A 20848-nucleotide genomic window follows, 5' to 3' on the forward strand; every position below is an offset into this window, starting at 1 on the left:
ATTTTTCTAAATATAATTAACTAGATGCAAAGATGGCATTATTTCAAAAAAAGAAAAAATATCGTCACACTCCGATTGCTTAAAATAAAATGGCCTTTTCCTAATTGTTCACTTTTTCACGCACCTCTTTTTAACTGTATTAATAAAAGTCACATTGTAACACTGAACAATGTTAATAATTCACATTTAATATAATAAATACTTTCTTACTATTGTTATTTACACAAATATGTTCGTAAAAGACGGATTGGACATTGCCTTGAACGACGGATATTTTCCTTACATAAAAAAAGAGTATGTAAGTTTTCACTTACATACTCTTTTTAAAAGTTCATATTATTTAACTGGTACTACTGCGCCTTTCCATTCATCCAGAATGAAGTCTTGGATTTCTTTAGAAGTTAATACTTCTAATAATTTTTTAATTTCTGGTTTATTTTCATCTCCAGCACGTACTGCAATAATATTGACATATGGAGATTCTTTATCTTCTAAAGCAATCGCATCTTTGATTGGGTTTAAGCCATTATCGATTGCGTAGTTTGAGTTGATAAGGACTGCGTCGCCTTCTTCGTTTTCAAACATTTGAACAAGTAGTTCTGGTGCAGTATTCGCATCAAATTTAAAGTCTTTCGGATTATCTACAATATCTTTAATTTCAGCTGCAGTTTTATCGATACCATCTTTTAATTTAATTAAGCCTTTTGCTTCTAATAATGACAGCATACGACCATGGTCTGAAACAGAATTAGATAATAAGATTGTTGCACCTTTAGGAAGGTCTTCAAGAGATTTATATTTTTTAGAGTAAATACCGATTGGCTCGATGTGTACACCGCCAGCATTTACAAAATCATAGCCATTATCTTTAATTTGTAAATTTAAATAAGGGATATGTTGGAAATAGTTTGCATCAATTGTTCCAGAATCTAAATCTTGGTTTGGTAATACATAATCTTGGTATGTTTCGATTTCTAAGTCAATGCCTTCTTTAGCTAAAATCGGTTTTGCTTTTTCTAAAATAACTGCGTGAGGTGTGTTAGAAGCACCTATTTTTAATGTTACTTTTTCTTCAGTTTTTGCACTGTCGTCTGCCTTATCTCCAGTTGTTGAACCTGCTTCATCTTTGTTACCAGCACCACAAGCTGCTAAAGCTAGTACAAGTACTGATAAAAATAATCCTGCTAATAACTTCTTCATTTGTCTACACTCCCTTTATTTTGTTCAAACAATAATATGTTAGCGGTAAATAACCGGTATAACCTTTTTAACGTTTGTCTGTTTTCGAAGTAATCATATCGCCAATCCATTGGATAATAAATACGACTACTAAGATCAAAATAGTTGCCATTAATGTCACATCTTGGCGATTACGTTGGAAGCCATCTAAAAAGGCTAAGTTTCCTAGACCGCCAGCACCAATAATACCAGCCATTGCTGTATAGCCAACAAGGGCAACAGCCGTTACCGTAATCCCAGAAATAAGTGCTGGTAATGATTCTGGAATTAGTACTTTCCATATAATCGTGGACGTTTTAGCACCCATTGAGCGCGCTGCTTCTATAACGCCCTTATCAATTTCTCGTAGTGCAATTAATACCATTCGTGCATAGAATGGTGCTGCACCGATAATAAGTGCTGGTAAAGCTGCATCTGCTCCACGGATTGTTCCAAGTAAAAACTTTGTAAACGGTATTAGTAAAATAATTAACACGATAAATGGTATCGAACGGAATATATTGACGATTGACCCCGTTAAAAAGTTTACGATTTTATTTGCCCATAGTTGGTTCGGGCTCGTTAAAAAGAGGATAATACCAATGGCTAAACCAAGTATGAACGTGATGACCGTTGAGATAGTGGTCATATAAAGTGTTTCATATGTGGCAGACCACATTTTTTCCCAGTCGACATTCGGAAAGAGATTAGTTAGCATCTGCAATCACCTCCGTTTGTACTTCAACTGTATTCAAATAATTTAATGCAGCTGCTACATTTGTCTCTGAGCCATCAATTTGCACAACAAGTGTGCCGTATGCGCCGTTTTTAGTTTGTGAGATGTTACCATGAACAATACTAATTTCTACATCAAACTGCTTCACTAAATGCGATATTACGGGCTGCTCTGTTTTTTCTCCTACAAAGACGAGCTTGACCAATTGCCCTGTAGGATAATTCGCTCTAAGCTGTGCAACAGTCTCCTGCGTTTCCTTCGTATCAGTAATTTGTGAGACGAATTTTTTTGTAATTGCCGCTTGAGGTGCTTGGAACACTTGCAATACTTCACCGCGCTCTACAATTTCTCCAGCTTCCATCACCGCCACACGATGACAAATTTTGCGAATAACATGCATTTCATGCGTAATTAACACAATGGTTAAGCCTAATCGTTCATTAATATCAACTAGTAAATCGAGAATTGCATCTGTAGTTTCTGGATCAAGTGCAGATGTAGCTTCGTCACATAACAAAACTTCTGGATTATTGGCAAGGGCTCGCGCTATACCAACCCGTTGCTTTTGACCACCTGATAGCTGTGAAGGATACGCTTTATCGCGACCTTCTAAGCCAACGAGTGCAATTAGTTCTTTCACGCGTGCTTCTCGCTCACGCTTAGAAACGCCTGCTATTTCTAGTGGAAAAGCAATGTTTTCTGCCACTGTTCGGGACCAAAGTAAGTTAAAATGTTGGAAAATCATACTTACCTTTTGTCTAGCATCACGGAGCTTTTGCCCCTTAATAGATGAAAATTCTTGATTATTGACCTTCACTGTACCTGTAGTAGGTTTTTCTAAACCGTTTAATAAACGAATCATCGTACTTTTACCAGCACCACTGTAGCCGATAATGCCAAAAATTTCACCTTTGTTAATCGAAAGATTTACATCTTTGACAGCAGTCAATTCGCCATTTGCGGTTTTGTATTTCTTCGTAATATTTTGAAGCTGTATCATAGCGAATACTCCTTTTCTCATATAGAAAACCCCTTCTCTCAAGACAAGTAGAAGGGGTCACGTACTTTTATACGCTAAACCGTTCTCTCATCTTTCAAAGATAAATCTTTGGGTGATTTGGCACCTTTTCACAAATGTGATGGTTGCCGGGCTTCATAGGGCACGTCCCTCCGCCGCTCTTTATAAGAGTTCGATATATTTAATAGTTTTTTAATATATTTGTTACTTTACCACGCTAGCAAAGTTCAGTCAATTGGTTTTTTTAACAATTCGTATAAAAATGGTACGGATTGAAAGGCATAAATCTTTTCAATAACCTCTCCTCCATCGCTAACAAGTAAACAAGGTACACTTTCAATTTGAAAATCAAAAGCTATTTGTTCTAAAAAATTGATATTTGCCTTGCCTATTTTTACCTCTGGCAGTAACTGTTCAATGATATTCATCATTTTAGATGCAACGGCACAAGTTCCGCACATCGGTGTATATAAATAAAAGGCAGTTTTGTCTCCAGACTGTACAGCCGTTTCCCACTGCTCTTTTGACCATTCTTCCATGATTTCACGCAACCTTACAAAATATATTCATTATGGATTGAAAAATGAGCACGCAATAAAATCGTCGCTAGCACTTTCCTCGGTGTTGTTTCTACTTCTTTATATGTTGGCATTGTCCGTAAATGCTCGTCCTCTGGATAATGTCTATCCATTAATGCACGTAGTTTATCGCCTGATGTATCCGCATCAAAAAATGTATAGAGCTCACAGCCCTCATATGGGTCGAGTAATTCTTCTAATTGATGCACACCAATTGTACCATTTGTACAAAGGATTGTAACATCTTCACTAAGAATAGGTTCAATTTGAAGCTTATCCGAACGGCCTTCCACGATTAAACATTTGCCTTCGAACATCACGCCACCCCCATTTAGACAGTTATCTACTACAGCATAACATTTGAATAACCGAATTTCATACTATTGCATCTCAACTTTTGAGCGTTTCCATTAATTCATGGCACTAGCAATTCCTAAGATTGCGCCGAAAAATTGTAGCATTATATAATAAAAAACGCCGGTAAATTTGCCGACGTTTTTCTATTACAGGCTTGTTTATTCTGCAATCAATTTTTCGTATTGCTCAGCTGTCATAAGGTTTTCAATCTCTGATGCATCAGCAGGCTCTACAACGATCATCCATGCTTTTTCATATGGTGATTCATTTACGAATTCTGGGCTATCTTCTAAGTCTGCATTTACTTCAACTACAGTACCTGAAATTGGTGCGTAAAGTTCAGAAACAGTTTTTACTGATTCTACGCTTCCGAATGGATCATCTGTTTTAATTTCGTCGCCAACTTGTGGAAGCTCAACGAAAACGATATCTCCTAGTTCTGATTGTGCGAAGTGAGAAATACCGATACGTACTTTACCATCTTCTAATTTTACCCATTCATGTTCTTCAGAGTAACGTAAGTCTTTAGGTGTGCTCATGCCAAAAACCCCTCCATAAATATGTAATATATTCACTATCAGTGTGCCATACTTCTATCATAAAAACAAGGATAAAAGCAGTTATTTCCAAGCTTGCTCAAATTCTGTTTCTTTAAAACCTAACGTTACTTTTTTTCCATCTGTCACGATTGGTCGTTTAATTAGCATACCATCTGACGCAAGCAGTGTAAGTTGCTCATCTTCCGGCATTTCCGCCAATTTATCCTTCAATCCAAGTTCACGGTATTTCATGCCAGAAGTGTTAAAAAACTTCTTCAGTGGCAACCCGCTCTCTTGCCAATATTGCTTTAATTGTTCTTTCGTAGGTGCTTGTTCAACGATGTGTACCTCTTCGTATGAAACGCCATTGTCGTTTAACCACTTCTGTGCTTTTTTACAAGTTGTACATTTAGGATAATGGATAAATTGAATCATATTTGTAGGCTCCTCTACTATCATTTTCTGTAGTATACCATCATAACTAGTATGTGCCAAAATGAAACAATTATAATTGTTTGAGTGCCTGACACCAGTGGAATTCAGAATTGTTTCAGTGCCTGACACTTAAATCTATGCGTTCCCGCAGGAGTCTACGTGGATTATTACTTAGTGAGTCTTAAGACAAAGCTATAAATTGTGTGAGTGCCTGGCACCAAAAAAGACTGTAGATTAAGGTATCTACAGTCTGTTCATAGCTAGTATTATACGATGAATTTTTCAGCTTCGATAAGTTTAACGGAAGCTTCACGTTTTTTAGCAATAAGGTTATAAGGATTGTTGCGAGTCAGTTTGCGAAGCGCTGACAATGTCATCCGTGCAGCATCTCCATCAGCTGAAGCAAGAATCGTATCCTTTGCCTCTTTCTCAATTTCTGCAAATGCTTCTTGGCAGAAAATTTGCGTGTAAAGTAATTTTTGTTGTGATTTTTCTGCACCCTCACGTGCAATCGCTTTTTCTGTACGTAACACAGCAGACTCCATAGCAAATAGTTGGTTTGCGATATTCGCGATATTTACCAATACTTCTTGCTCTTGGTCAAGCTTCGCACCGTAGCGTTGTGCTGCCATACCTGCTGCTAACACAGCGATTTTCTTAGCATTTTTTACAAGGTATTTTTCTTGTGCTAGTGGTTCTGTACCTACTTCTTCTGGCATCATCATCAGCAATTCTTGTTGTAAATTTTGTGCGACTTGCAATAATGGCAATTCGCCTTTTAATGCTTTTTTCATAAATGTGCCAGGCACAATCATGCGGTTAATTTCATTTGTTCCTTCGAAAATGCGGTTAATTCGAGAGTCGCGATAAATGCGCTCTACCTCATATTCTGCCATAAAGCCATAGCCACCATGTAATTGCACCGCTTCATCAGCAATATAATCCAATGTTTCTGAACCAAACACTTTCGCAATCGAACACTCAATTGCATATTCTGCAATTGCATTAGCAATGACTTTCCCTTGCTTTTGTTCTTCAGGGCTCAATTGGCTTAGACGATCTTCAAATAATCCAACTGTACGATAATTTAATGATTCTGACGCATATAATTGAGACGCCATAGTCGATAGCTTTTCTTTTGTTAGGTTGAAATCAGAAAGCTTTGTTTTAAATTGTTGACGTTGGTTCGTATATTGAATCGCTAGCTCTAATGCACGTTTTGAGCCACCGATTGTACCGACACCTAATTTATAGCGACCGATATTTAAAATGTTAAAGGCAATGACGTGTCCACGACCTACTTCACCAAGCAGATTTTCAACAGGTACTTCTGCATCTTCAAGCACTAATGTACGAGTTGATGAAGATTTAATACCCATTTTCTTTTCTTCTGACCCAACAGAAACACCGTTATATGCACGTTCTACGATAAATGCCGAGAATTTATCGCCATCGATTTTTGCATACACAACAAATACGTCAGCAAATCCAGCGTTTGTAATCCATTGTTTTTCACCATTCAAAACATAATGAGTACCAGCAGCATTTAACTTGGCAGTCGTTTTAGCACCTAATGCATCGGAACCTGAACCTGGCTCTGTTAAAGCATAAGCTGCAATTAACTCACCTGAAGCAAGCTTTGGTAAGTACTTTTGCTTTTGTTCTTCATTCCCGAAAAGCACGATCGGTAATGAACCAATTCCCACATGCGCACCATGTGTAATCGAGAAACCACCTGCTACAGACATTTTTTCTGCGATTAATGCTGAAGAAATTTTATCTAAACCAAGACCTTCATATTCTTCCGGTACATCCGCCGCCAATAAGCCTAGCTCACCAGCGGTTTTTAGTAAACGTACTGAATGTTCGAACTCATGATGTTCTAAGTTTTCAACGACAGGTAATACTTCATTCGCAACGTACTCTTCCGTTGTTTTGGCGATCATTTTTTGCTCATCTGTAAAATCTTCAGGTGTAAATACGCGATCTAACGCCACATCCTCAATAATAAATCCGCCGCCTTTAATGATATCTGTAGTTTTTTCTGTCATGTCCAATTCCTCCTTATTTTTCGGTGCCAGGCACGCATACAATTCGCAATTCTTAAACAATTAATTTTTACACAACTTATAGAATTTCAAATACCCCAGCTGCACCCATACCGCCGCCGATACACATTGTGACAACTCCATATTTTTTACCTTGACGTTTCAGCTCATGAATAAGTTTTAATGTTAAAATTGCACCGGTTGCGCCAAGTGGATGTCCTAATGCAATTGCGCCACCATTGACATTCACTTTCTCTTGGTCGATGCCTAAATGACGTACAACTTGTAAAGACTGCGAAGCAAATGCTTCGTTAATTTCCCACAAATCGATGTCCTCTATAGATAAACCGGCAATATCAAGTGCTTTCGGTACTGCAACGATTGGACCGATGCCCATCACTTCTGGAGGAACACCACCTACCGCAAAGCCTAAAAACTTCGCCATTGGTGTCATCCCTTGCTTTTCAGCTTCCTCTCGATCCATCACCAGAACTGCTGCTGCACCATCAGAAGTTTGCGAAGCATTACCTGCTGTCACACTACCTTTTACATGAAAGGCAGGACGAAGTTTCGCTAAACCTTCTACAGATGTGCCAGGGCGGACCCCCTCATCCATACTGAAAGTAAATTTTTTCACCTGTAGTTTATTATTAGCATCCACATAATGTTGTTCTACTTCAATTGGGACGATTTCATCATTAAATTTGCCTTCTTGAATTGCTTTTTCTGCAAGCACATGCGAGCGTACCGCAAATGCATCTTGATCTTCACGGCTAACATTATACTGTCGTGCGACTTCCTCTGCTGTATGTCCCATCCCCATATAATATTGAGGGGCTGTTTCTGCTAATGTTGGATTTAAGCGTGGTGTATTCCCTACCATTGGTACCATACTCATAGACTCAACACCGCCAGCAAGAATTGCCTTTGAATGACCAAGCATAATCCGTTCAGCTGCATACGCTATTGCCTGTAAACCCGATGAACAAAAACGATTAATAGTCAAAGCAGGTGTCGTATCCGGTAGCCCTGCAAGTGCACCAATGCTACGTGCAACATTCATGCCTTGCTCTGCTTCAGGCATTGCACACCCTAAAATTAAGTCATCAATAGTCCCTTCATAGCCTGCTCTTTTCAATGTCTCTTTGACAACTGCTGCTCCAAAATCATCTGGTCTTACTGTTGCTAATGAACCTTTTTTCGCTTTTCCAATAGGAGTTCGTGCTCCTGCTACAATAACGGCTTCACGCATCGTCTAAATCCCCCTTTGTTTCATGTGCAAATATAGTCATCTATCTAATTAGTTACGAAGTGGTTTTCCCTTTAACAACATATGTTGCATTCTTTGCTGCGATAGTGGATCTGCTACTAGACTTAAGAATGCTTCACGTTCTAAATTTAATAGATATTGTTCATCTACTAATGTGCCGTATGGTACTTTTCCACCTGCGATAACATACGCTAACTTCTTGGCAATTTTTAAATCATGTTCACTAATGAAACCTGATTCAAACATCCCTTGAGCACCGATTAGTAACGTACCATAGCCTGATGCACCGACAACAGGAACTTTTTTTGGCACCGGTGGTTGGTAGCCTGCCTCATAGAGTGCCAAAGCAGCCTGCTTTGCATCATAAATTTGGTGATCTGCATTGACTGAAATACCATCTGCAAAGTTTAGGAAATTATTGTCGCGTGCTTCCTCACCTGAAGTTGATACTTTCGCCATAGCAATTGTTTCAAATACTTTATTGGCAATTTGTTGATAATCTACTTCCACACCATGCGGTAAGCCTTTTAAGAATTTTTGGTAGAGTGCTTTGTTACCGCCACCCCCAGGAATTAAGCCAACACCGACTTCTACTAAGCCCATATAAGTTTCCATTGTCGCTTGGATATGTGCAGCAGGTAAGCATACTTCTGCGCCCCCACCTAATGTCATAGCGAACGGTGCAGCGACAACTGGTTTTCTTGAATATTTTATTTTTTGCATAGCATCTTGGAATGCTTTAATAACAAAATCTAGTTCGAAGATGTTATCATCCTGTGCTTCTACTAAAATCATGCCTAAGTTCGCTCCGACACAGAAGTTTTTACCTTGGTTTCCGATTACCAAGCCTTTATAATTTGCTTCTACTTCATCTATTGCGTAGTTAATCATTTGAATAATATCTAAACCAATGGCATTGGATTGGGAATGGAACTCTAGTAACGCAATACCGTCACCCAAATCTATTAAGCTAGCACCGCTATTGGACTTAATAACACCATGTTTTTTCTTATAACGCTTTAAGTTAATTTCTTTCTCATTCACTGGAACTTTCACGTATTGTGAGCCGTTATAATACGCTACGTCACCATCTATTTCTGAATAGAATGTAGTAAAGCCCTGCGCTAACATATCTTTCACAAATAGTGGAACTTCTCGACCTTCTGCCTCCATTTTCGCAACAGATTCTGTTACACCAATAGCATCCCAAATTTCAAATGAGCCTTGCTGCCAGCCGAATCCCCACTTCATGGCATTATCTATTGCGACGATATCATCAGCAATTTCACCATGTAACTGCGCAGAGTAAATTAGTGTAGGTGCAAAAATTCCCCATAAAAGCTCACCTGTACGATCTTTTGCGTATGTTAATGTCTTCACTTTGTTCGCTAGTCCGCGCGTTTGTTTCGCCATTTCAATCGAAGGTGTTTGTAATTTTTTAGCTGGACTATAAGCTAAAGTATGTGGGTCAATTTCTAAAATTTCTTTTCCTTGCTTTTGGAAGAAACCTTGACCAGACTTTGCACCTAGCCAGCCTTTCGTAACCATTTTTTGTAGGAACTCAGGTACTGCAAATACTTGCTGTTCCTCTCCTGTCGTTTGGTCATATACATTTTTTGCCACATGAATAAATGTATCTAAGCCAACAACATCTAATGTACGGAAGGTAGCTGATTTTGGGCGACCAATGAGCGGCCCTGTCACTGAATCTACCTCTCCGACTGAATAACCACCTTGCATCATTTGCTGTAAAGTGATTAACAGACCGTATGTGCCGATGCGATTGGCAATAAAGTTTGGTGTATCCTTAGCCAAGACAACACCTTTCCCAAGAATGTCCTCACCAAATTTTTTCATAAAGTCAACAACGTCTGGTGCAGTTGTCGTTGCTGGGATTACTTCAAGTAATTTTAAATAGCGTGGAGGGTTGAAGAAGTGTGTCCCTAAAAAATGTTGTTGGAAATCTTCTGAACGTCCTTCAGCCATCGCATTAATGCTAATGCCCGATGTATTAGAACTGATTATTGTACCTGGCGTACGAACAGCATCAATTTTTTCATACAGGCTTTGTTTAATCGCTAGATTTTCTACAACAACTTCAATTATCCAATCGACATCTTTCAGTTTGTCTAAATCGTCTTCAAAATTTCCCACCGTTAGAAGCGATAAATTTTTCTTAGAAGTAAGTGGTGCTGGTTTTTGCTTTAATAACTTTTGAAGAGCCCCATTTACAAAGCGGTTTCTTACAGCTGGATGTGCTAACGTAAGCCCCTTTGCTTCCTCCTCTTTCGTTAGTTCCTTCGGTGCAATGTCTAATAATAATGTTGGAATACCGATGTTTGCTAAATGTGCTGCAATTCCAGAACCCATTACCCCAGAACCTAGAACAGCCGCTTTTTTAATGTTGTAAGTCACAAGCAATTCCCCCTTATTCTCCCATTGAATGAATGACCATTCATTTTTTGGTCAAAAAAAATCAAAACTGTGCTTCGGCGTTTTTGCGCATAGATTTTGACACTGCTACTGGTTAAAACGGAAGTCGAAACGTCGTATAGCATGAATGCGAAGTTTTCACACTAGCATTACTCAAAATCTGTGACAATCGCCAGAGACTTATTTTCACTCAATTTACTTTCTTCAATCACGAGAAATGTCTTCCACTGAATGAAAATAAAACTACTTTTTCTGTTTTTAGTGTAGATTATTTTGTCTAAATTAGCAATCTTTTTTCTATAATTATTTTTGCGATATACAACTTTTTTTGTTTTTTACGAGCGAAAATAAGACAATAAGTAGCTTCCACATATCCCAAACAGATAACTTTCAGGTTGAAGAGAAAATGTGTAAAATGGAAAGCAAGGAGAGTGATTTACTAATGAAAACAATAACAACTGCAGAACAATTTAATGAGCTTATTTCTGGTGAACAAAAAGTACTTGTAAAATTTTATGCTGGATGGTGCCCAGATTGCACACGTATGAATATGTTCATCGACCCAATTATTGAAGAATACAACCAATTTGATTGGTATGAGCTTAACCGTGACGAGCTGCCAGAAATCGCTGATAAATACGATGTAATGGGTATTCCAAGTTTATTAATTTTCCAAAACGGTGAAAAATTAGCCCACTTACATAGTGCGAACGCTAAAACACCACAACAAGTTACGGAGTTTTTAGCTGCTCAACAATAATAAATCGTAACAAACGTAAAAATAGTATGCTAGGTATCCCTTGGCATACTATTTTTTCTTCTATATCAATCGAAAGCAAACACCTTATTAAAAACACGTAGATTATAAAGCGTTTTTTGGAAGGGAGATATTGATGAAACAGCATTTGTCATTACAAGGAAAATCGCAATACGATGCATCTATTGCATCTCATTATCGTAACTCTGCCTGTGGGCCGACAACAGTCCATGTCATCCTAAAGTACTTTGATCCTTTAGCTCCATCGGTAAATGACCTTTACCAAATCCTAGGTAGCACCAAAGTTGGTTTGTTTAAATGGCGTTTAATTTCTAACCTTCGAAAGCTGTTACCAACATGGGATATACGCGATTGCACATTAAAAGAGGCGCTGCAAGAAATTGACGCAGGTCGCCCGGTGGCAATGCGCTTTGACCGTTATTTTAGCCTAAGATGGTTTGATAAAAAATCGACCTTTGCCTACCATTGGGTACCACTTATTGGCTACGAAGTACAAGATGGTAAGCTATTGTTAATTTTCCACGATAACGGAGGAAACAATCGCGCCAGTCAAATCCGTAGTGCTTCATTTCAACAAAATAAAAACGTATTACGCTTCGTTAAAATAGCACCTAACTAAGGGCATACAATGAACGTGCTTGCTTCGCAATAAGTGTAAAGCCACGTTCCTCTATTGCATTAATCGTCTGGTGCTCATAGTTTGGTACTGCTAAATGAGCAAAATCGGCTTCAATCGGTACATTCGTTTGTATCGTTGCAAGTTCATGTGATAACTTCAGCATATCCAGATTGTCTTTAATTTTGGTACGCTGACCAGGTTTTAAGTCCTCTAAGGAAGCAATCACATTATCAATCGAGCCATACATTTGAATAAGTGTCAGTGCCTGCTTAGGTCCAATTCCTTTAACTCCTGGGTAGCCATCACTCGTATCACCCATAAACGCTTTTACTTGTGCAAATTGAATTGGCTCTATACCATATTCTTCTTTAAAGCGTGTATGTGTATAAAGATCATATTCAGTGTAACCTTTTTTTGTAAAAGCAATTTGCGTTGTCGGTGTGAGCAATTGTAATAAATCCTTATCCCCACTAATAACCGTAATATCAGCTTCATCCTGCCACTTCGTAATCATCGAGCCGATTACATCATCCGCCTCCATACCGACAACGCCAAAATTTTGCCATCCGATATGTTGAGCTAAATTTTTAGCCATATCAAATTGAGGAAGCATTTCCTCTGGCGGTGCTGGACGGTTAGCTTTATAGCCATCATATAATTCATTGCGGAATGTTTGTGCCCCCATATCCCAGCAAACAGCTAAATGTGTTGGTTGCATAATAGATTGTGCCGTCAACACATGGCGCACAAATCCTTGCGCACCATTCGTTGGTGTGCCGTCCTTTAATCGAATAAAATGCCCCATTGCTGCTGATGCAAAAAAAGAACGAAATAATAACGCCATACCATCAACAATGAGTAATTTTGGTTTTGTAGTCATAATAAAAAATCCTCTCTTATCTATTATTCTATTATAACAGTTTAAGGTGTCAGGCACCCAAACAATTTAGATGTGCCTGTGGGAAGCTTCCGCCCGTAGCAAAACAGACTATGGAGTAGCTCCATAGCCTGCCTTTTCTTTCCTTGATATACGATTGCGATGATCCAATTGAATGCCAGTTAGCCATTGCAAAAATGCAGTAACCCCCGTTTTCACCGTTTCTAAGCGAAGTTCATTTTGTTTTGGATCAGGATAAATAAAGTCAATATGCCGTACACCTTCATTTTCACCAATCAGCTTTAAAATATCAAATAATTTATAGGCCGTTAATCCACCCGGTGTAGCAGCAGGTACATCTGGGGCAAACGTAATATCCAATGCATCTAAATCCACGGATACATAAATTCTATCTACCTCGTACATAAGCTGACGTAGCATTTCACGGATGGTCAATTGGATACCGTCACGTCGCATCTGCTTTAACGTAATCATATGAATTCCTTGCTCACGAGCATAATAAATCATTTCTGGTGAATTAAAAAAGCCATGCAAGCCCACGTTATACATATGTTTTCCCTCTACAACGCCTGATGCGATTAGTTGATGAATCGGTGAATTCATTGCTAAACCTATATCTTCTTGATTTCTTGCATCTAAATGCGTATCAAGTTGAATAATGCCAATTCGCTCATTCGGAAAAGCATTTTTAATCCCCCTTAATGAACAAGCCGTGATTGCATGGTCGCCACCAATCAGGCAAGTGAAGCTTTTCTGATAAGCGATACTTAAATTTTCAGCAGCTGCCTCAATAGCAGATTCCGAAAGCATGCGATTGGTCGAGTCAATTGCCACGTCTCCAATATCAACAATTGCTAATGAACGCAAATCTACTTGTTCATCTAAATTATAAGATTGAAAGCTCGACCACGCTTTCCGAAAAGCAGTAGGATACTGTGCTTTTTTCATAGGATCGTTCGCATAAGATAATAAGGCGCCATAGACAATAATATCTACATTATTTGCATGTGGGTTTTGCTTTTGCTTAATCCACTGATGCATGCCTGAGCCGTTTTCTTGTTTCCATTGCCATTCAGGTTGGGTAAACATCTTAACCTACCACCTTCACACCTTTTTTCCAAACCTTTTTCACATGATTTACACCAAAAATATAATGTAACTTTTGATGATTATGGACATCCCACAGCACTAAATCAGCTTGTTTTCCAATTTCGATAGAACCTACGCGATCTTCAATTTGCAATGCACAAGCCGCATTATAGGTAGCAGCACATAAGCTTTCTGCCGGCGTCATTTTCATTGTGATGCATGCTAAGTTCATAACAAGTGGTAGCGAAATCGTTGGCGATGAGCCTGGATTACAATCAGTGGAAATCGCTACAGGTACACCTGCGTCAATAATATCTCGGGCACGTGCTGGTTTTTCACCTAAATATAATGCTGTTGCTGGTAACAAGCATGCAATTACGCCCGATTTAGCAAGTGCTTCAATACCTTCATCCGACACTTTTAATAAATGCTCAGCAGAAATAGCACCTACTCTTGCCGCAACATGCGCACCTTGATTTTCTTCAATTTCATCGGCATGTATTTTAGGTATAAGCCCTTGTGCCTTGCCAGCCAATAAAATACGTTCTGCTTGCTCGGGTGTAAAGACATCGACTTCACAAAAAACATCAATAAATTTTGCAAGCTTTTCTTCCACCACCGCAGGAATCATCTCATCAATCACTAAGTTAACAAAGTGCTCTGGGTTTTCTCGATATTCTTCTGGTACTGCATGTGCGCCCATAAAGGTCGGCACAATGTCCATCGGATGCTTATTTTGCAATCGTTGCATAACCCGTAATTGTTTTAACTCGTTTTCTAAGTCTAAGCCATAGCCACTTTTACTTTCTAACGTCGTAACACCATGTTGTAAAAATAAGTCCAAGCGTCTCGTCGTCTGATTGAAAATATGTTCTTCTGTCAACGAGCGCATTTTTCGAGTTGTTGCATGGATGCCTCCCCCAGCATTCATAATGTCCATATAGCTCGCGCCTTCTATACGCATCTCAAATTCATGTTCACGACTACCGCCAAAAACAACATGGGTATGAGGATCAATCAAACCGGGCGTGACAATTTTCCCTGTAGCATCGACAATCTCCGCTTCCTCTGCACGGGGTAAATATTTTAATATCATTTCTCGTGTTGTACCAAGATCTTGAATCACACCATCTTCCAGCCAAACACTTCCTCCTTCAATAATAGCAAGCTCTCGCATTGCTTCTCGTACTCGCGGACCTTTCTTGTCACTTGCAAGTGTTACTAATTGAGAAATATTTTGAATCCAAATTGGCTTTTGTTGCTTGTCCTTCATCCCTAACTCCCCTTTGTCTATGTATAACCCTCATCCGTTAAGTGAACTTATTACTATGATCTCACTAAAATTGTGAACACGCTTATTATTCTAAAGCAGCCCTATAGTAAGGTACTTACATCTTCGTCACGCCCTGCGCAATTCCCTCTTATTCTCTTAAAATTTCTATAAAACCTATCATCCATAAAGCTTGAGCACAAAATGAATCCTTATGTTCGGAACCGCGAATAGTCCCTTGCCAAATCTATAACATCTAGCGAGTTAATTTTTAGCGCACGTTTCATTGCTCGCTTAGAGTAGCAACTAAATTTCGAAGCAAGACAAAAAAGCAATAACACTCTATACAGAAATGTTATTGCTTACATAGCATTGCTACCTCATACATGGAATAGCTTTGGAAATCATAGTCTCTTTGCAATTCTTGATAATATTGCAAAAGCTCCTCAAGCATCGCTAAATTTTTATCAATATGTCTTCCAAAATTATGCGGATGCCACCACAAATGATAAAAAGCCCCTTCCTTAGCAGCAGCAAGCATCCCTTCTTTAATTCGTTGTATCTTGCGATGCTCAAATGCACGTAAAATACGACTGTAAGGCCTTAAAAATGCACTTGCTCGAACATTAATAAATGCATCCTCTTTCATTTCCTCTAATCGGACCATATGATTACCCGTAATATTAACATAGCTATCCAGCCATTTCATTGCGCCTAATGATAGTCGATTTTTTTTGGTGAACTTTTTCGGATTGTATAAATCATGCCGTTCATTTCCTCTATAGCAAACATAGCCTGCTTGCTGACACGCAGTAAAATAGTTGTCGTTTACCTGATTACGTGGAAAAACAATCGACTTCATCGGTGCAATATATCCTTCACAAATCATGGCCATCGCTTGTAAATCCGATTCAAAATCCGATTCAATTTGTCCACTCTCTAAACAATAATAATGCGAAAACGTATGACTACCAATTTCCTGATAAGGTGTTTGAATAATTTGTTCTATTAACGATTTGCCAAAGTGTAAAAGATCTTCTTGCTCATTTTCACCTACTTTTGCAAGTTGTGAATGTGCTGCATACTTCATCTGCTCGTACTTCACTGGAATGCCTCGCAAGTAGTGCGCCATTTCTCCCTTAGACTCCGCAAATAATAAGCCAACAGTAGCCCATGTTGCATGAATTTCATATTCCTTAAACAGCATTAGGATTTTAGGTTAGGCCTGACGTACTCCATATAAGTTTTTATTATATTGCCCATACCTAAATACATCATGGACACCCCAATTTAGCTCAAAGTCCAAGGAAATAACAAACCCTCCATGATTTACTTTGCTTGCTATTTTCTCCACTTTTGCACGCCCAATAACAACGCACTTATTCTCGAATGTGCGATGTAACCAGAATATACGTTTACAACTTGTCCACCGAAACTCAATTTAAATTGACGAACCGTTTCGATATCTGTTAGCTCACCCATATCATATAGAACGAACCCTTGCTGTTTTAAATACATAAAATTGTGCCATAACAAGAAACGATTCGCATAGCGCATAGGACGTTTTAAATGTGTAGGTAATGCGCTAGCATGACAAGTCGCTACATAATAGGACATCGCTTTTTGTGCATGGACAATATCCAGTCGATAGCATAAGGTTTGTCCACAAATACTTCGCACCTCTGACAATAACAAAGCCTGTTGTTGATTTAATAGCATAATCGCTTCCATTTGAGGTTTATTTATTTGGTCGATTTTTTTCCTTTTGGCAAACTCATTATAAAACTGTTGAAATGCTCGTAAATTATCCTCTGAAGGTTCTTTATATAAGAAAACTTGATAGGACTCTTCTTGTGCACGACGCAATAGTTTTCGAGTGTTTTTCGACAGTGCACTCAACATCATGTACTCATGATCTGTTAATCGAATATGAACGGCTTCACGTTTAATCAACTTACGACTTGGAACAAGTGAATGTGTGTGACAAACTAACTTCATCGGCTTTCTAGTATTTGCTAGCTTTTCTGCAAAGTAAATATGCTGCATCGCGATATTCCATCGCTTACTTCTAATGGATAGAATGAACATCGCCCCCACTCTCTGTGTAATTTTCTACATGATTGCGCTCATAACGAGCACATTTAAAATGCTTCATTCGAGAAATACGTTTATAGCCTATTTGTTGTAGACGTTTTCGCTTACGCCATTGCCAAAAACTTGCCGTTATCCACAGTGTTTTATCTGGTTTTACTTTTTGAATATATGCTGTGATAATGTCGATATTTTTATAGAGATCATAAGTTAAAAAATAGGTTTGCTTTGGCAACGGCTCAACAATTTGCAATGCATCCACACGTAAAGTTTCCGTATGTAAAGCAAAAGCAGGCTTACTCGTTTGAGCAAAGGAATCTTTATAGATGGTATATCCCTTAGACAATAAGGAAATAAGCTCTTCCTGATCGATTTGTATCGCCTCTTGAATCGTCATTTCCTCAAATAACTCTCCTACTGGTTGCTGTGGTATTACCCGATCAGCTGGGGATAACTCGTACAATTCCACGCGCTTTAAACGAACAAACTTTTCAACGAATTGTTGTCCATATTCTAGCCAATCTTTCCCTTTCCCATACTTTACTAAATAGCGTAAATGACCAAGCGTATGACGTGTCCATTTGACAACGCGTTGATTACTGCGCAACATTTCCTTTATGCGTTCCTTCCATACTAATCGTCTAAATAATAACTTGGCACGCTTCGTGTTACTACTGACCGCTAGCCGCCTTGTAAAATCAATGCCAGAACGCCACGCTAATTTAGAGGGCTCATAGCCAGTACTCATATCATACAAAAGGTAGTTTTCTGTAAAAATACGTTTTATTGTGGATTGATTCAGCAAATGGTCTACCCCAAAACTTGTAAAGTTTGGCTCATAACCGCTTGCATACATTACATAACGTCCCCGACAACAAATACCGTAATTAAAAGCGAGCCATTGATTGTCAAAAGCAAGAGCATCTACCTCGACTTGCATTGCTTCTCCTTTCAGGAGCATAAGCCTTTCAAAGAAATCTTTTTTCTTTCCTTCTGTAAAGCCACTCGTATCTATTTTTTTTACCCAACATCTATCGTATAACTGAAATAATGCTCTTAGGTCTTCGTGTACAGGCGATTTCTTGCGCAAATAGCCAAATGTTCGCAGCTTATTTTTCCGACGTTCGACATCATGCATTTTTTCCCTTTCCTTAAAGTAGCTATCGAAATCAACTTCGCAAAAGGCGAGATACGGTGTTACATCTCGAAAAATACGAAGTTGTAATTGCTTTTCAACAAAATACTGTTCGATTACTTTTGTTGATTCTTTGCTTTCTAGTAATCCATGAAATGAAAATAATACGTGGCGGTGCTTTTTCATAAGTTCATCAAATACGAACGTAATGGCAGAAAGTTGCCACTCTTTCCTTGCGACGATTCCTGTATAATGGGCTATTTTTTCACCTGTAAAGGCATATATGCGCACTCCCCAAAGCATTTTTACCGTGAATGGCAAAAATGCTATAATTTCCTCATTCTTTTGAACAGCATATAGCTCCACTCGTTCTTTTCTTCCTATCGTGATCCACCAGTTATAAAACCATGCGTATTCAATAAATGGATTATCATTTTGTTCATTCGCTAAAATGTCATCCCATATCTCCTTATAAAGCACAAGTTCATCGTCCGTTCGAATGCGAAGTAATTGCAATTTAATCACCCTTCTTAGCAAACTTTGAAATAGCTTGTTCATAAATATCAAGCGTCTTTTGATACATAGGCGAAAACGTAAAGTTACGTAAAAAACGGCGTTCGCTTGCATCGCCCATTTTTTCACAAAGTGATTTATCTGTTAAAAGCTGTTTTAGCCTTCTTATTAATAGGCTCTGATTTTCATCGTTACGAGGAATTAAAAATCCATTTTCACCATCAGTCACTAACTCATTCACTCCACCAACATTCGTCGCAATAATGGGAAGCCCAGCCCTCATTGCTTCGATAATCGAAATAGGCAAGCCCTCCCAGTCGGATAACAATACAAAGATTTGACTTTCAGCAAGTAATGTTGTGACATCCAATTGATTGCCTAAAAAGGTCACTCTCTCTGATAACCCTTTGTCTTTCACATAATTTTCTAATGACAGTCGCAAAGAACCATCTCCAATAAATTGAAGATGCCAAGGGATGTCACGTAACGCCAACAAAGCTTCTAGCAATTGATCCTGTCTTTTCGGTATCTCAAAGCGAGCGACCATAACAAGCTGAGGCTGTTCATTCCGTACTCTATTTGGTGCCATTACGCTTTCTAAATGTTCTATCCCATTGTGAATGGTCTGCATTTTATGAGCGGGTGCAATTCCTTTCGTTAGCGCCAACTTGTGATCATAATCAGATACAGTAATAATTTTTGTTGTCAATGGTTGGACAGTTTTTTCAAGCTGACGATACATTAATTGTTTTTTTGGCGACACACCCTCTGTAAAGCTCCAGCTATGCGCAGTAAAAATTGTTGGGATACGTAAAAGACGACCGGCAACACGTCCAATGGCACCTGCTTTAGAAGAATGTGCCGCAATAATATCAGGCTGAATTTTTTTACAAGCTGCTCGTAATTGCCACAGCGCTTGCATATCTTTTGTCAGATGTATTGCTCGCTGCATGGCTGGGATACGAATGACTTCAATTTGCGCCTCTTGTAAGCGCCATAATGATGGATCATAACTCCCCGTCACAATCGTCACTTCATGAGCATCTTGCTTTAATTTTATGGCAAGCGCTTCGACATGCTTTTGAGCGCCACCTACTTTATCCATACGTGTTATTAGTTGAACAATCTTCAGTATCCTCCACCTCCTGCTTTTAATAAGCACCTGTTCTGGCCAGTACGACAAAAAGTGTTTTCACAACAATTTTTACATCCATCCAAAAAGTTACATGGTCCACATAGTGAAGGTCATAGGAAATTTTTTGTCCATGCGATATATTAGAAGTTAATTTGGGCAAGCCCTGTTAAACCTGGCTTTACTTCTAAACGACGTGCTTGTAATGCGCTATAGCTATTTGTAATTGCAGGAATTTCAGTAAAATTTCAACAATACTCATATCACCTTTTAATACGTTGAGAAGTTGTGGAATTTCATCAATGCTTAACTTACGAAGAACTGCTCCAATTTTTGTAATGCGCGTATCTTGGTCAGTTTTAAAATAGTAATCATCTGGTATACCATCTGTACATATCACAGGCATATTGACAGGTGTTGCCTGTATGGACATGGTCCTTAATTTCCATATGATAAAACGCTGATGATCATATCCCGTTCGAATTTGTTTGAAAAAGATGGGGCGTCCAGTAGTAATAAGTAATAGGAGGAAAATAGCTATCATAAGAGGGATTGTTAAAAACAATAAAATAAGTGCCCCTACTATATCAAAAATTCGTTTTCCATACTGACCGTAAAATGTGAGTGTCTCGGCTGTCTGTACGTGCAATACATCATCCTTTTCATTTTTTTAGTGCTTAACTTTATATAT

Annotated in this window: 19 protein-coding genes, 1 pseudogene and 1 riboswitch; of the genes and pseudogenes, 2 read left to right on the top strand and 18 right to left on the bottom strand. The window is 38.6% G+C overall.

All coding sequences use genetic code 11. The features are described from left to right. Positions 1 to 336 precede the first annotated feature (336 nt). The 10 genes from LO754_RS18720 to LO754_RS18765 all read right to left on the bottom strand — a co-directional run bounded on the left by LO754_RS18720 (position 337) and on the right by LO754_RS18765 (position 10614). Positions 337 to 1200, bottom strand: coding sequence for a MetQ/NlpA family ABC transporter substrate-binding protein (locus LO754_RS18720; RefSeq protein WP_025220414.1), 864 nt, complete (start codon positions 1198 to 1200; stop codon positions 337 to 339). Between the two features lie 67 nt (positions 1201 to 1267). Then, entirely contained in the window at positions 1268 to 1936 is a 669-nt protein-coding gene (locus tag LO754_RS18725) for a methionine ABC transporter permease (protein ID WP_024362700.1), read from the bottom strand. Beyond that, entirely contained in the window at positions 1926 to 2954 is a 1029-nt protein-coding gene (locus LO754_RS18730) for a methionine ABC transporter ATP-binding protein (RefSeq protein WP_108031001.1), read from the bottom strand. Before LO754_RS18730 ends, LO754_RS18725 begins: the two co-directional genes overlap by 11 nt. 84 nt (positions 2955 to 3038) lie before the next feature. Beyond that, a riboswitch (SAM riboswitch) is annotated at positions 3039 to 3143 on the bottom strand. Between the two features lie 56 nt (positions 3144 to 3199). After that, complete coding sequence (locus LO754_RS18735; protein ID WP_024362698.1) at positions 3200 to 3511, bottom strand: thioredoxin family protein; 312 nt, start codon at positions 3509 to 3511, stop codon at positions 3200 to 3202. Positions 3512 to 3525: 14 nt separating this feature from the next. Continuing rightward, positions 3526 to 3867 (bottom strand): hypothetical protein, encoded by a 342-nt coding sequence (locus LO754_RS18740; protein ID WP_231784999.1) that lies wholly within the window; start codon positions 3865 to 3867, stop codon positions 3526 to 3528. Positions 3868 to 4065: 198 nt separating this feature from the next. Continuing rightward, on the bottom strand, positions 4066 to 4446 hold the full coding sequence (gene gcvH, locus LO754_RS18745) for a glycine cleavage system protein GcvH (RefSeq protein WP_024362696.1): 381 nt from the start codon (positions 4444 to 4446) through the stop codon (positions 4066 to 4068). Between the two features lie 81 nt (positions 4447 to 4527). Beyond that, entirely contained in the window at positions 4528 to 4881 is a 354-nt protein-coding gene (locus tag LO754_RS18750; protein ID WP_024362695.1) for an arsenate reductase family protein, read from the bottom strand. A 266-nt stretch (positions 4882 to 5147) separates the two neighbouring features. Further along, the gene (locus LO754_RS18755) at positions 5148 to 6932 is read right to left on the bottom strand and encodes an acyl-CoA dehydrogenase family protein (RefSeq protein ID WP_231785000.1); all 1785 of its coding nucleotides are present in this window, start codon (positions 6930 to 6932) and stop codon (positions 5148 to 5150) included. Between the two features lie 76 nt (positions 6933 to 7008). Beyond that, on the bottom strand, positions 7009 to 8181 hold the full coding sequence (locus LO754_RS18760) for an acetyl-CoA C-acetyltransferase (protein WP_231785001.1): 1173 nt from the start codon (positions 8179 to 8181) through the stop codon (positions 7009 to 7011). 48 nt (positions 8182 to 8229) lie between these two features. Continuing rightward, the gene (locus tag LO754_RS18765) at positions 8230 to 10614 is read right to left on the bottom strand and encodes a 3-hydroxyacyl-CoA dehydrogenase/enoyl-CoA hydratase family protein (RefSeq protein WP_231785002.1); all 2385 of its coding nucleotides are present in this window, start codon (positions 10612 to 10614) and stop codon (positions 8230 to 8232) included. Between the two features lie 433 nt (positions 10615 to 11047). Here LO754_RS18765 and LO754_RS18770 point away from each other — a divergent pair, with 433 nt between their 5' ends. Next, positions 11048 to 11392, top strand: coding sequence for a thioredoxin family protein (locus LO754_RS18770; RefSeq protein ID WP_081769927.1), 345 nt, complete (start codon positions 11048 to 11050; stop codon positions 11390 to 11392). 133 nt (positions 11393 to 11525) lie between these two features. Next, on the top strand, positions 11526 to 12029 hold the full coding sequence (locus LO754_RS18775; protein WP_025220420.1) for a C39 family peptidase: 504 nt from the start codon (positions 11526 to 11528) through the stop codon (positions 12027 to 12029). Here the strand turns inward: LO754_RS18775 and LO754_RS18780 are convergent. The 8 genes and pseudogenes from LO754_RS18780 to LO754_RS18815 form a co-directional block, all read right to left on the bottom strand. Then, positions 12022 to 12909, bottom strand: a complete 888-nt coding sequence (locus LO754_RS18780; RefSeq protein ID WP_025220421.1) for a 5'-3' exonuclease — start codon at positions 12907 to 12909, stop codon at positions 12022 to 12024. The genes LO754_RS18775 and LO754_RS18780 overlap by 8 nt on opposite strands. Before the next feature lie 108 nt (positions 12910 to 13017). Beyond that, positions 13018 to 14016 (bottom strand): agmatinase family protein, encoded by a 999-nt coding sequence (locus tag LO754_RS18785; RefSeq protein ID WP_231785003.1) that lies wholly within the window; start codon positions 14014 to 14016, stop codon positions 13018 to 13020. A gap of 1 nt (position 14017) precedes the next feature. Beyond that, positions 14018 to 15289, bottom strand: a complete 1272-nt coding sequence (gene hutI, locus LO754_RS18790) for an imidazolonepropionase (RefSeq protein ID WP_231785004.1) — start codon at positions 15287 to 15289, stop codon at positions 14018 to 14020. Positions 15290 to 15641: 352 nt separating this feature from the next. Next, positions 15642 to 16493 carry a polysaccharide deacetylase family protein gene (locus LO754_RS18795; RefSeq protein WP_231785005.1) on the bottom strand — a complete coding sequence of 284 codons (852 nt, stop codon included), beginning with the start codon at positions 16491 to 16493 and terminating at the stop codon, positions 15642 to 15644. A 134-nt stretch (positions 16494 to 16627) separates the two neighbouring features. Then, positions 16628 to 17374: a hypothetical protein gene (locus LO754_RS18800; protein ID WP_229387530.1), complete on the bottom strand. Its 747-nt coding sequence runs from the start codon at positions 17372 to 17374 to the stop codon at positions 16628 to 16630. Beyond that, complete coding sequence (locus LO754_RS18805; protein ID WP_231785006.1) at positions 17355 to 19028, bottom strand: GNAT family N-acetyltransferase; 1674 nt, start codon at positions 19026 to 19028, stop codon at positions 17355 to 17357. Before LO754_RS18805 ends, LO754_RS18800 begins: the two co-directional genes overlap by 20 nt. A gap of 1 nt (position 19029) precedes the next feature. Continuing rightward, positions 19030 to 20208, bottom strand: coding sequence for a glycosyltransferase family 4 protein (locus LO754_RS18810; protein WP_231785007.1), 1179 nt, complete (start codon positions 20206 to 20208; stop codon positions 19030 to 19032). Next, positions 20177 to 20806 (bottom strand): annotated as a pseudogene (locus tag LO754_RS18815) (sugar transferase). The gene LO754_RS18810 and the pseudogene LO754_RS18815 overlap by 32 nt, the downstream one beginning before the upstream one ends. Between the last annotated feature and the right edge of the window lie 42 nt (positions 20807 to 20848).

Origin of the sequence: Lysinibacillus sp. GJ-1 (assembly GCF_021166035.1) — a bacterium.
GTDB classification, from domain to species: domain Bacteria; phylum Bacillota; class Bacilli; order Bacillales_A; family Planococcaceae; genus Lysinibacillus; species Lysinibacillus sphaericus.